The following is an 11,955-nucleotide window of genomic DNA, read 5'->3' as shown; positions in this document are numbered from 1 at the left end:
AGCTACGCGATCCGCGCGAGCATCCGCACAGTAAAACGCTGAAGCGGGTGTAGCTGGCGTCAGAGATCCAGGTCGACCACGATCGGGGCGTGGTCCGAAGGCCCCTTCCCTTTCCGCGCATTCCGGTCCACATAGGAATCCTTCACCGCGGAAGCAAACGCGGAGTTCCCGTACACCAGGTCGATGCGCATGCCCTTGTTGTTGGGGAAGTTGCCCGCCCGGTAGTCCCAGTACGTGAACGGGTGGTCGTACTTCAGGGGCCTCGGGAAGACGTCCGTCAGGCCCAGCTTCCGCAGCCGCGCCAGGGCTTCGCGCTCCGGGGGCGTCACGTGCGTCGATTCCGCGAAGACCGCGATGTCCCAGACGTCGTCGTCCGTCGGGGCCACGTTGAAGTCGCCCAGCACCGCGAACGGGCCGGAAGACAGCTCCGACGAAACCAGCGACCGCAACGACTCCAGCCACTCCAGCTTGTACGCGTAGTGCGGGTTGTCCGGCTCGCGCCCGTTGGGCACGTACACCGACCACACCCGCACCCCGCCGCACGTCGCGCCGATCGCGCGGGCCTCCGCTTCACCGTCGAACCGAGGCTCGTCCGGGAGCCCGCGCACCACGTCCGACAGGCCCACCCGCGACACGATGCCGACGCCGTTCCAGCGCCCGAGCCCGTACGCGGCGACCTCGTACCCGAGCGCCTCGACCTCGGCGGCGGGGAACTTCTCCGTCGTGTTCTTCAGCTCCTGCAGGCACAGCACGTCCGGCGCGGTCTGCTCCAGGAACTCCAGGACCCGGGGCAGGCGGGGGACGATGGAGTTCACGTTCCAGGTGGCGATCCGCATGCCGCGAGTTTCCCACACCCCACCGACAGGAAAGGGGCGGCGCCGCGCGCCGCCCCTTCCGGAAAGCAGAACTCAGACGCCCGCGGTCGACCGGATCCAGGACCGGCTCGAAGCCACGCTCGCGTAGTTGTTCGTGCCGCGCGTGTTGGTCCCGCTCTGGTTCTGCACCGTGGAGGCGACGCCGACCTGGACGCCGTTCGAGACCTCGGGGCCGCCCGAGTCGCCCTTCCAGGCCGAGCCGTTGACGCCGACGCTCTGGATCGCGCGGCCGCCGTAGGCGTCCGACGACCGGCCGGTGACCTGGACGTTCGCCACCTTCAGTGCCGACGCCGGCGGGCCGGTCGGCGTGGTGCGGCCCCAGCCGTAGAGCTGGTTGGTGCTGCCGGTCGAGGGGTCGGCGCTGCCCAGCGAGATCGGGCCGGCACTGGTCGCCGAGGCCAGGTGCAGCAGCGCGATGTCGCCGTTCGGGGACTCGTACTTCCCGTCGACGGCGATCTGCGTGCCGGAGAACAGCGTGTTGCTGCCGACCTTGACGTGCATGCCCGAGCCGTCCTGGTCGAGGCAGTGCACGGCGGTCATCACCCAGCGCGACGCGATGACCGTGCCGGAGCAGTTGAAGCCCTGGAAGTCGCGTCCGGGCGTGTTGACGTAGACCTGCGCGCCCCAGGAGACCGTGGGGGCGGTGGTGCCGCCGACGATGTTCGGCTGGACGCCGGCCGAAGCGGCGGCGCCACCCGCGAGGGTCAGCGCGACGGCGGCCGCGGCGGCGGCACCTAGGACACGAAGAGAGCTCACGGTGGTGACCCTTTCGGATGGGACCCGAACCTGCTGGGTCGGAAAGTAACCACCGCGTCACGCCCGGGTACACCGACGAAGGTCGGAAGCGGACGAACACCCTACTTCCGGCGGGCGAACCGGGGGCGTGCGAGAACTGTCGGGGGTGAGCCATAGTCTTGGGGGCGTGGCTGACCCGACCACCTACCGTCCCTCGCCGGGGAGCATCCCGGACGCCCCTGGTGTGTACAAGTTCCGCGACGCGGCCAGGCGGGTCATCTACGTGGGCAAGGCGAAAAGCCTGCGCAGCCGGTTGAACTCGTACTTCGCCGACCTCTCCGGCCTGCACCCGCGGACCCGGCAGATGGTCACCACGGCCGCGAGCGTCGAATGGACCGTCGTCACGACCGAGGTCGAGGCGCTCCAGCTCGAGTACAACTGGATCAAGGAGTTCGACCCGCGGTTCAACGTCCGCTACCGCGACGACAAGAGTTACCCAGTCCTCGCGGTGACGCTCAACGAGGAGTTCCCGCGCCTGCACGTCTACCGCGGGGCGCGCAAGAAGGGCGTCCGGTACTTCGGGCCGTACTCGCACGCGTGGGCCATCCGCGAGACGCTCGACCTGCTGCTGCGGGTGTTCCCGGCGCGCACCTGCTCGGCGGGGGTGTTCCGGCGCCACGGCCAGATCGGCCGTCCCTGCCTGCTCGGCTACATCGAGAAGTGCTCGGCGCCGTGCGTGGGCCGGGTCTCGGCCGACGAGCACCGCGACATCGTCGAGGACTTCTGCGACTTCCTGGCGGGCAAGACCGACGTCATGATCAAGCGGCTCGAAACCGAGATGGCGGCCGCGTCCGACGAGCTGGAGTTCGAGCGCGCCGCCCGGCTGCGCGACGACCTCGGCGCGCTGCGCCGCGCCATGGAGAAGCAGGCCGTGGTGTTCGGCGACGGCACGGACGCCGACGTCGTGGCGTTCGCCCACGACGACCTCGAGGCCGCCGTCCAGGTCTTCCACGTGCGCGGCGGCCGGGTCCGCGGCCAGCGCGGCTGGGTGATCGACAAGGCCGAGGAGATGGACGTCCCGGCGCTGGTCGACCACTTCATCACGCAGTTCTACGGCGAGCAGGCCGAGCTGGAGGCCCGTGACGACGTCGACGCCGGGCCGGTCGTCCCGCGCGAGGTCCTCGTCCCGGAACTGCCCGCCGACGCCGAAGCGCTCTCGGAGTGGCTGACCGGGCTGCGCGGCTCGCGGGTGCAGGTGCGCGTGCCGCAGCGCGGCGACAAGAAGGCGCTGGCCGAGACCGTCGAGCGCAACGCGGGCGAGGCGTTCACCCAGCACAAGCTGCGCCGGGCCGGCGACCTCACCGCCCGGTCGGCGGCGCTCACCGAGCTGCAGGACTTCCTGGCGCTGGACACCGCGCCGCTGCGCATCGAGTGCATCGACATCAGCCACATCCAGGGCAGTGACGTCGTGGCCTCGCTCGTCGTCTTCGAAGACGGGCTGGCGCGCAAGTCCGAGTACCGCCGCTTCGCGCTGCGCGAGGCGGCCGAAGAGGGTGACGTCGCGTCGATCGCCGAGGTCGTGCGGCGGCGTTTCAACCGCTACCTCAAGGAAACCGCCGAAGGCGCCGACGTCCCGATCGACTCGTCGAAGCCGGGTCTCGACCCGGAGACCGGGCGGCCGCGCAAGTTCGCCTACCCGCCGAACCTGCTGGTCGTCGACGGCGCCGGCCCGCAGGCCACCGCGGCCGCGGACGTGCTCGCGGAGCTGGGCATCACCGACATTTCCGTGGTGGGGCTGGCGAAGCGGCTCGAAGAGGTGTGGCTGCCCGCCGACCCCGATCCGGTGATCCTGCCGCGGACGTCGGAGGGGCTGTTCCTGCTGCAGCGCCTCCGTGACGAGGCGCATCGCTTCGCCATCACCTACCACCGCGAGAAGCGCTCCAAGCGGCTGCAGGCGTCCGAATTGGACAGTGTGCCCGGGCTGGGGCAGGCTCGCCGCACCGCGCTGATCAAGCACTTCGGCTCGGTGAAGAAGCTCAAGCAGGCCAGGGTCGAGGAGATCGAGGCGGTGCCCGGCTTCGGCAGGCGCACCGCGGAGGCCGTGGTCGCCGCGCTGGCCGGGGAGTCCGGCGCGGGCCCGGGCACAAGGACAGGGGAGTAGGGAAAGACTGTGAGTGCGCAAGAGGAGATCCGCGGGTCCGGCATGGAGGTCGCGGTCGTGTCCGGGCTGTCCGGGGCGGGCCGCAGCACCGCGGCCAAGTGCCTGGAGGACCTGGGCTGGTTCGTCGTGGACAACCTGCCCCCGGAGCTGATCGCCACGATGGTCGAGCTGGGCGCGCAGGCGCGCGGCGCGATCACCAAGGTCGCCGTCGTCATGGACGTGCGCTCGCGCGCGTTCACCGACGACCTGGCCTCGGTGATCAAGGACCTGGACGCCCGGGGCTACAAGCCGCGGGTGCTGTTCCTGGAGGCGACCGACGCCGTGCTGGTGCGCCGCTTCGAGGCCGTCCGGCGCGGGCACCCGATGCAGGGTGACGGCCGGCTCGCCGACGGCATCACGGCGGAGCGGACGCTGCTGGAGCCGCTGCGCGAGGAGGCCGACCTGGTGCTCGACACGTCGTCGCTGTCGGTGCACGACCTGCGCGCCAAGATCGAGGACGCGTTCGGCTCGGAGGCGAGCACCCAGACCCGCGTCACCGTGCTGTCGTTCGGCTACAAGTACGGCCTGCCGATGGACGCGGACCTGGTGATGGACGTCCGGTTCCTGCCGAACCCGTTCTGGATCCCGGAGCTGCGCGAGCACACGGGCCTCGACGGCGAGGTCCGCAACTACGTGCTCAGCCAGGAAGGCGCCGAGGAGTTCCTCGACCGCTACCACCAGCTGCTGCGGCTCATCGGCGCCGGCTACAAGCGCGAGGGCAAGCGGTACCTGACGCTGGCCGTCGGCTGCACCGGCGGCAAGCACCGCAGTGTGGCGCTGTCGGTCGAGCTCGCCCAGCGTCTGTCCAAAGAGGACGGAATGGCCGTGAAGGTGGTGCACCGCGACCTTGGTCGTGAATAACGTGCGGGCGGTCGCCCTCGGGGGCGGCCACGGACTGCACGCCACGTTGTCCGCGGTGCGGCGGGTGACCCCCGACGTCACCGCGATCGTCACCGTGGCCGACGACGGCGGGTCGTCCGGCCGGCTGCGGCGCGAACTGGGCCTGCTGCCGCCGGGCGACCTCCGGCAGGCGTTCGCCGCCTTCGCCGCGGAGGACGGCGGCACGCTGTGGGCCGAGGTGTTCCAGCACCGCTTCGGCGGTGACGGCGCACTGGCCGGGCACGCGGTCGGGAACCTGCTGCTGGCGGGCCTGTTCGAGGTGCTCGGCGACCCGGTCGCCGCGCTCGACGAGGCCTGCCGGCTGATGGGCGTCTCCGGCCGGGTGCTGCCGATGTCCCCGGAGCCGCTGGAGATCGAAGGACAGGTCAGCGGCCTCGACAGCGAAGACCCTTCGGCGTTGCGCACGATCCGCGGCCAGGTCGCGGTGGCGTCGACGCCGGGGCAGGTGCAGCGCGTCAGCCTGCGCGCGCCGGGCGGGTCGGGCCGGCCGCCGCTGGCGTGCGCCGAAGCCGTGGAAGCGGTGCTGGCGGCCGACGTCGTTTTCCTCGGCCCGGGCTCGTGGTTCACGAGCGTTCTACCGCATCTGCTGGTGCCCGGACTGCACGACGCGCTCGTGAAGACGTCGGCGACGAAGGTGCTCGTGCTCAACCTTGTCCCCCAGCCGGGGGAAACCGCCGGGTTCTCGCCGGAGCGGCACCTCGACGTGCTCTCCGAGCACGCACCCGATCTGCGGGTGGACGCGGTGATCGCGGACCGCGATTCGGTCCCCGACCCGGCGAATCTCCGGCGCGCGGCGGAACGGCTCGGCGGCCGGGCCCACCTGGGGGCGGTGGGCGACCCGGAAGTGGCGGGACGGCATGATCCTGATGCGCTCGCGCGATGCATGCGGGAGGCTCTCGGTCTCGGCAGGGGCGGGGAGCACGGGGGAGGAGCGAAAGGCAGGGAGGGGCAGTAATGGCGATGACCGCCGCGGTGAAGGACGAACTGAGCCGGCTGGAGATCACGAAGGTCGGGCCGCGCCGGGCGGAGGTTGCGTCGCTGCTTCGCTTCGCCGGCGGGCTGCACATCGTGGCCGGCCGGGTGGTCGTCGAGGCGGAGCTGGACACGGGCTCGGTCGCGCGACGGCTGCGCAAGGAGATCCACGAGCTCTACGGCCACCATTCGGACGTCCACGTCATCACCGCCAGCGGCGGACTGCGCAAGGGAACGCGGTACGTGGTGCGCGTGGTGAAGGACGGGGAAGGCCTGGCCCGGCAGACCGGACTGATCGACCAGCGCGGCCGCCCGGTGCGCGGCCTGCCCGCGGCCGTGGTGTCGGGTGGCGTGGCCGACGCGGAAGCGGCGTGGCGCGGGGCGTTCCTCGCCCACGGTTCCCTGACGGAGCCGGGCCGTTCGTCGTCGCTCGAGGTGACGTGCCCGGGTCCGGAGGCGGCGCTGGCCCTGGTGGGTGCCGCGCGCCGGATGGGCATCCAGGCGAAGTCGCGCGAGGTCCGCGGCGCCGACCGCGTGGTGGTCCGCGACGGTGACGCGATCGGCGCGCTGCTGACGCGCCTGGGCGCGCACGCGAGCGTGCTGCAGTGGGAGGAACGCCGGATGCGCCGCGAGGTCCGCGCGACGGCGAACCGGCTGGCCAACTTCGACGACGCGAACCTGCGCCGCTCGGCCCGCGCGGCCGTCGCGGCGGCGGCCCGGGTCGAGCGCGCCCTGGAGATCCTCGGCGACACCGCCCCGGACCACCTGCTGGCGGCGGGCAAGCTCCGGCTGTCCAACCGGCAGGCGTCACTGGAGGAGCTGGGCCAGCTGTCGGACCCGCAGATGACGAAGGACGCGGTCGCCGGCCGCATCCGCCGGCTGCTGGCGATGGCGGACAAGCGGGCGAAGGACCTGAGCATCCCGGACACCGAGTCCGCGGTCACCCCGGAGATGCTCGAGGAAGAGGAAGACGCCTGACGAGGTCCCGCAACCAGGGTTCGGCGAGGGCCCGCCGGGTGCGGTGGTCGTGGCCGGGGAGCAGCGCCCGAACGACCGGGTGAGCTTCTGCTGGTGGTCCGCGAGGTGGCCGAACAAGGCGGGCTCGACGGACACGTTCCGGATCGTCACCTCGTGCGCCCAGGCGGTGCTGCTGCCACCGCCGGGTGTTCGGGCTGGTGCGCGTGCGCCGGGTCAGGCTGCCCGCTCGGCCGCGGCCCAGTCGCGCAGGATGTCCAGCAACTGCTCGAACGTCCGCCCGGACGACACCACGTCGACGAGGACGACCGGCTTCGGCCCCTCGGGCGAGCAGGTCCGGTGCGAGACCGTGCGCGGCGAGGTTCGCCCGCAGCTGCGCGACCTCGGCCGCGGCGAGGCCGCCCCACAGACCGCCCACGAGCCCGGTGGAGAGCGGCAGCAGGTGCAGTCGTGCTCGGCGATCAGGTCTGCCAGGCGGGCCGCGACCAGGCCGTGCTGGTCAGGCCGTTTTCCGTCCGTGCGGTTAACGGGATCGGTGCCGTCCGGCCGAACTCGTAACACCCCGGTAGCACGGGGGAGTGGTCGCCGAAACGCGGCGCGTCGAACCTCGGTCGGGAGGGAGTACGCCGAACGAGGGAAGGGGAACGCATGCGCACGAGCCGGAACAGCAATGACCGCGCGCAGCTGCAGGTGTCGCCGGAGGTCGGCACCTGGCTCGCCCGGCGCAGCAGCAGGGCCGACGACTGGACCGCGGACCAGCTGGCCGAGGCCAAACGCGGCACGACCGTCTCGGTGGTCATCCCCGCGCGCAACGAGGAGACGACGGTCGGCGCGATCGTCACCGCCATCCGCGAGGAACTCTGCGAACGGCACCGGCTCGTCGACGAGATCCTGGTCGTCGACAGCCACTCGACCGACGCCACCGCCGAGGTGGCCGCCGCGGCCGGCGCGCGGGTCGTCGCGCAGGACGCCGTGTTCCCGGACCTCGACGGGCTCCAGGGCAAGGGCGAGGCCCTGTGGAAGGGCGTCGCCGCGACGACCGGCGACCTCGTCGTCTTCGTCGACGGCGATCTCTACGACTTCACCACCGACTACGTCACGGGGCTGCTCGGCCCGCTGCTCACCGACCCGTCGGTGGCCTACGTCAAGGGCTTCTACCACCGCCCGCTCAACGGCGCGGCGGGCAGCGAGCCCGAGGGCGGCGGCCGCGTCACCGAGCTCGTCGCGCGGCCGCTGATCAACATGTTCTGGCCCGAGCTGTCGGGTTTCGTCCAGCCGCTGGCGGGCGAGTACGCGGGCCGGCGCGAGGTGCTGGAGAGCATCCCGTTCGTCGTGAACTACGGCGTCGAGATCGGCCACCTGATCGACCTGCTGGAGCTGCGCGGCCTGGACGCGCTCGCCCAGGTCGACCTCGGCCACCGCGTGCACCGCCACCAGAGCACCCAGGCACTGGGCCGCATGTCGGGCCAGATCATGCAGACGCTGTTCGACCGCCTGGAACGCTACGGCCGCCTGGTCACGGCCATCCCCCCGGCAACGATCCTGGCCCAGTTCCAGCGAGGCACGTCCACGGACGGCGTCGAGCGCGAACTGGTGCTGACGGACCTGACGTCCCCGCAGCGCCCGCCCCTGGCGAGCCTGCCGGTGACGTTGCGCCCGGAGAACGAGCTGGACCTGCAGGACACCGCGTAGTCGCTCGGCAAGGGGATCCGCGGCGAGGCCGAAGCCATCGGCCCCTCCGGGTCCCCTTGAGGCGGACGGGTGCGGGAAGGCCGGAGAAGAACATCCTCCCAGATCAAGCCGCCACGGGTCTGGAGGGCGATCCGGCCATCAGCAGTACGCGTGGTCCGTGTCCTCCGGCTTGTGCGGAATGGTCGTCTTGATGTGCAGGGCGTCGTAGGACGTTTCCCAGGCCTGCGAGTTCACGAAGTCGTGGATCTTCGTGGTGAACTCGTTGCAGGCCCGTGAATCGACCTTGCGCATCGCCACCCCGTAGAACTCCTTCGGGTTGACCAAGCCCCCGCTTTCCCAGTAGGCGGGGTCGACCTTGGCCTTCCGGAAGTTGGCGACGGCGAGGAGGATCGCCTCGTCGGTCTCCACGGCGTCGAACTGCCGGTCGTCGGGGTTGAGGAAGGGGTCCAGGCACTCGCGGAGGGTGTCCTTCGCCCGGGCGCCGATCTTGTCCGCGGCCGTGGTGCCCTTGGTCACGCAGGTGTGCTCGGAGTCGAGCACCGTGGCTTGGTGGGTGATGGCCGCCAGCTTGCCGAGGTCGACCATCTGGCCGGAGCGGTCGACGAAGTAGGGCCCGGCGAAGTCGACGAAGTCCTTCCGGCGCTTCGCCGGGTCGGTCGTGCTGGCCCCGTCCATCGAGTAGTTCGCGATGACCAGGTCGACTTCGCCGCGCAGCAGGGCGCCCTCCCGGTCGTACGGGGTGAGCGCCACCGGCACGACCGTGAAGCCGAGCCGGCCGGCGAGGTAGTTCGCCAGGTCGACGTCGAACCCCTTCGGGTTGATGTCCGGGTAGCTCCACCCCGGGATCTCGCCGTTGAACCCGACCCGCAGCGTCTTGCCGGCGACGGGCCACAGCTCGGCGCCGGAGGCCGGGGCCTCGGACGTGACCGGAGGCACTACCACGGCGGACGACGGGCGTTCCGGAGCCGCGCCGGGATCGGCGCCGGGGTGCAGGGTGATCGCCGCGGTGGTGGTGGCCACCGCGACCACCAGCACCGCCGAGCTCAGGGCGAGTGAGCGTTTCCGCATCTGGTTTCAGTCCTTCTCGGGAGGGGTGGAGAACACGGCGACCGCGATCGCGGCCGCGTAGCCGAGCACCGCGAGCGGGGCCGCCACCGCCGTCGCGAGCCCGGCGGGCAGGCCGGTCCACCACAGGACCGTGCCCGCGACGAGCGCCAGGACCACCGCGGACGCGCCCAGCCACGGGTCGGCCAGCGCGCCGCGCAGGCGACCGGGGCGCTTCGGCTCGGCGGGCTCGCCCGGGGCGTCCTCCCAGGCGCGGATGACGTCGTAGAGACGCCCGGCCTCCTGCGAGACGATCTTGCTGTCGTGGTCGAGGAACCGCAGGACCTCCGACCGGATCCGGTCCCGCACCGACCGGGTGCCCTGGTCGTAGAGGTCCTCCAGGCGCCGCAGGCCGCGCACGATGATCGTGTTGACATCGCTGCCCAGGTCGGTGATCACGTCGGGCGCCAGGTCCCGCGCGATGAGCGCGGCCCGGTTGCGGACCACGGCCTTCTGGTCGACCGTCCTGGTGGCGCTGTGGTCCGGTTCCGGGTACCCGGCCGCCAGCAGGGTCTGGCGCAGCCGGGGGAAGATCCTCGGCAGCGACAGCTCGGGCGACGGGTCGTCGATGCCGTTGGTCAGCAGGTCGACGAGCACCCCCGTGAACGCGGTGTGCCGGGCGCCGGCGGGTGCGACGGCGTGCACGTTGCTGCCGGCCGAAGCCAGCACGTACGAGCCGGAGATGACGAACGCCTCCCCGTCGGCCTTGCCCATCGCTTCGGCCAGCGCCCGGCCGCTGAAGCAGGTGTCGATGACGACCATCCGGCACGCCGCCTGGCTTTCCCGGACGATCCTGCGGATGTCGGAGTACGGCAGCGCGTGGTTCCACCAGAAGTCCTCGCCGCTGTCGTCGCTTCCCGGCAGCAGCAGGTGGATCTCGTTGCTCGACAGTTCCTTCGGCAGCGCGTGCCCGCTGAGGTAGACCAGCAGGACGTCGGTGGCCCGCGCCGCGGCGGCGCGGACCGCCCGCAGGATCACGTTGCGGTCGTCCTCGTCCAGCACGGAAGTGCAGTTCTCCGCGAGGAAACCGCCGTACTGCTCGTCGGTGAGCACGGCCGCCAGGTCGGTGACGTTGTTGGCCACGGCAGGCAGCGGCCGCGCGGCGAACGAGCCCGAGTACGTGGTCGTACCGACGAGGACGGCGTGCGAGGACTCAGGAACGGGAAGACGCATCGCCGTCCTCGGTGATGGTCACCGACCGGTGCGCCAGGAGGGTCTCGGCCAGCGCGGCCGGCTCGGTGGCGCCGGTGAGGCGGACCTGCACCTCTCGCCCGTCTTCGGCGGTGTAGGTGAGGAACAGGTCGCCCTTCCGCAGCCGGTCGCGTTCGACCAGGTACCCGCAGATCGAGCGGGTCAGGACGGGCACCGCGGCGACCGCCGCCCCGACGACCACGTCCCAGCCCATGGTCTCGGGGGCCGCCTGGCCGGACATCGTCCGGAGCCGGCCGCGCAGATCCTCTTCCAGGGCCAGCCATCCGGGGAGGTCGTCGGGGCCGGTGCTGCCCTCGAAGGTGATGGCGATCGTCACTGCGCTCCCGGTGATCGTCTCGACGGAGCCCGCCGTGGGTCCGGCGGGTCGCACCCCCTCCAGTCGGACGTCCGCTCACGGTGTTACACCCGAGTGGTCACTCCGCGTTCGCGAGCGCGCGGGTTCCGGCGGGCTGCCAGCCGGGCGGTCCGAGGACGAAACCCGTGCGCTCGCGCCAATTCCGGGCCCCGCGCAGGTCTCGCAGGATCGAGCCGTACTCGTGGAAGCCGACCTTCAGGAGGTTGTACGTGGCGATGTTCTTCGTCAGCCCGTAAGTCGGGCGCTTGCCCTCCGGTACGAAACTGCCGAACAGCCTGTCCCACACGATGAATATCCCGCCGTAGTTGGCATCCAGGTACTCCGCGTCGCTGCCGTGGTGGACGCGGTGGTGGGACGGGGTGTTGAAGACGTACTCGAACCAGCGCGGCAGCTTGCCGATCTTCTCGGTGTGCACGAAGAACTGGTACACGAGGTCGATCGAGAGGCCGGTCAGGATCATCCACGGCGGGATCCCGCACAGTGCCAGCACCGACCAGAACGGCAGCTGGAAGTACGGGGTCCACTTCTGCCGCAGCGCCGTCGAAAAGTTGTAGTGCTCGCTCGAGTGGTGCACCTGGTGCCCGGCCCACAGCAGCCGGACGCGGTGGCTCGCCCGGTGGTAGGCGTAGAACACCAGCTCCTGGCCCAGCAGCATGAGCACCCACGTCCACCAGTCGCGCGGGTCGAGCTGCACCGGCGCCAGCTCGAACAGCGCCGCGAAGACGACCAGCATCACCAGCCGGAACAACGCGTTGACGCCGACCGCGACCGTGCCCATCAGCATGCTCGTGCGGGTGTCGGCGGGGCTGTAGCCGATGACGTCGTCGTCGTGGCCGAGCACGTGCACGGCGACGATCTCGATCGTCACGAACAGCAGGAACACCGGTACCGCGAACAGCACGGGGTCGCGCAGGTGCGCCAGGAACTCGGCCACG

Annotated in this window: 12 protein-coding genes; 5 read left to right on the top strand and 7 right to left on the bottom strand. The window is 71.3% G+C overall.

The features are described 5' to 3' along the window. Positions 1 to 59: 59 nt before the first annotated feature. Together VA596_RS24710 and VA596_RS24705 are read right to left on the bottom strand one after the other, a co-directional pair. On the bottom strand, positions 60 to 836 hold the full coding sequence (locus VA596_RS24710; protein ID WP_323330488.1) for an exodeoxyribonuclease III: 777 nt from the start codon (positions 834 to 836) through the stop codon (positions 60 to 62). Positions 837 to 908: 72 nt separating this feature from the next. Then, positions 909 to 1,631, bottom strand: coding sequence for a S1 family peptidase (locus tag VA596_RS24705; RefSeq protein ID WP_323330486.1), 723 nt, complete (start codon positions 1,629 to 1,631; stop codon positions 909 to 911). Positions 1,632 to 1,797: 166 nt separating this feature from the next. On the opposite strand from VA596_RS24705, the gene uvrC reads away from it, so the two are divergent. Genes uvrC through whiA form a run of 4 tightly spaced genes read left to right on the top strand, consistent with a single transcriptional unit; the run spans position 1,798 to position 6,660 of the window. After that, positions 1,798 to 3,771 carry an excinuclease ABC subunit UvrC gene (gene uvrC / locus VA596_RS24700; protein ID WP_323330484.1) on the top strand — a complete coding sequence of 658 codons (1,974 nt, stop codon included), beginning with the start codon at positions 1,798 to 1,800 and terminating at the stop codon, positions 3,769 to 3,771. 42 nt (positions 3,772 to 3,813) lie between these two features. Further along, the gene (rapZ, locus tag VA596_RS24695) at positions 3,814 to 4,671 is read left to right on the top strand and encodes an RNase adapter RapZ (RefSeq protein ID WP_003101350.1); all 858 of its coding nucleotides are present in this window, start codon (positions 3,814 to 3,816) and stop codon (positions 4,669 to 4,671) included. A gap of 1 nt (position 4,672) precedes the next feature. Further along, on the top strand, positions 4,673 to 5,665 hold the full coding sequence (locus tag VA596_RS24690) for a gluconeogenesis factor YvcK family protein (protein ID WP_323330558.1): 993 nt from the start codon (positions 4,673 to 4,675) through the stop codon (positions 5,663 to 5,665). Beyond that, the gene (gene whiA, locus VA596_RS24685) at positions 5,665 to 6,660 is read left to right on the top strand and encodes a DNA-binding protein WhiA (protein ID WP_323330482.1); all 996 of its coding nucleotides are present in this window, start codon (positions 5,665 to 5,667) and stop codon (positions 6,658 to 6,660) included. The genes VA596_RS24690 and whiA overlap by 1 nt, the downstream gene beginning before the upstream one ends. Positions 6,661 to 6,873: 213 nt before the next feature. Here whiA and VA596_RS24680 read toward each other — a convergent pair whose 3' ends face one another. Continuing rightward, on the bottom strand, positions 6,874 to 7,218 hold the full coding sequence (locus VA596_RS24680) for a hypothetical protein (RefSeq protein WP_323330480.1): 345 nt from the start codon (positions 7,216 to 7,218) through the stop codon (positions 6,874 to 6,876). 87 nt (positions 7,219 to 7,305) lie between these two features. Between VA596_RS24680 and VA596_RS24675 the strand changes: the two genes are divergently transcribed. Beyond that, positions 7,306 to 8,349 carry a glucosyl-3-phosphoglycerate synthase gene (locus VA596_RS24675; RefSeq protein WP_323330478.1) on the top strand — a complete coding sequence of 348 codons (1,044 nt, stop codon included), beginning with the start codon at positions 7,306 to 7,308 and terminating at the stop codon, positions 8,347 to 8,349. A 138-nt stretch (positions 8,350 to 8,487) separates the two neighbouring features. Here the strand turns inward: VA596_RS24675 and VA596_RS24670 are convergent, their stop codons facing one another. From VA596_RS24670 to VA596_RS24655, 4 genes are all read right to left on the bottom strand, one after another. Beyond that, positions 8,488 to 9,417, bottom strand: coding sequence for a transporter substrate-binding domain-containing protein (locus tag VA596_RS24670; RefSeq protein ID WP_323330476.1), 930 nt, complete (start codon positions 9,415 to 9,417; stop codon positions 8,488 to 8,490). Between the two features lie 6 nt (positions 9,418 to 9,423). After that, positions 9,424 to 10,626 (bottom strand): caspase, EACC1-associated type, encoded by a 1,203-nt coding sequence (locus VA596_RS24665; protein ID WP_323330474.1) that lies wholly within the window; start codon positions 10,624 to 10,626, stop codon positions 9,424 to 9,426. Then, positions 10,607 to 10,981, bottom strand: a complete 375-nt coding sequence (locus VA596_RS24660; RefSeq protein WP_323330472.1) for an effector-associated constant component EACC1 — start codon at positions 10,979 to 10,981, stop codon at positions 10,607 to 10,609. Before VA596_RS24660 ends, VA596_RS24665 begins: the two co-directional genes overlap by 20 nt. A 97-nt stretch (positions 10,982 to 11,078) precedes the next feature. Further along, positions 11,079 to 11,954 carry a sterol desaturase family protein gene (locus VA596_RS24655; RefSeq protein ID WP_323330470.1) on the bottom strand — a complete coding sequence of 292 codons (876 nt, stop codon included), beginning with the start codon at positions 11,952 to 11,954 and terminating at the stop codon, positions 11,079 to 11,081. Position 11,955: the final 1 nt, after the last annotated feature.

Source organism: Amycolatopsis heterodermiae, from assembly GCF_034929455.1.
In the GTDB taxonomy this organism is placed as follows: domain Bacteria; phylum Actinomycetota; class Actinomycetes; order Mycobacteriales; family Pseudonocardiaceae; genus Amycolatopsis; species Amycolatopsis heterodermiae.
Note: the sequence above shows the minus strand (reverse complement) of the source record. Positions and strands in the feature narration are given on the sequence as shown.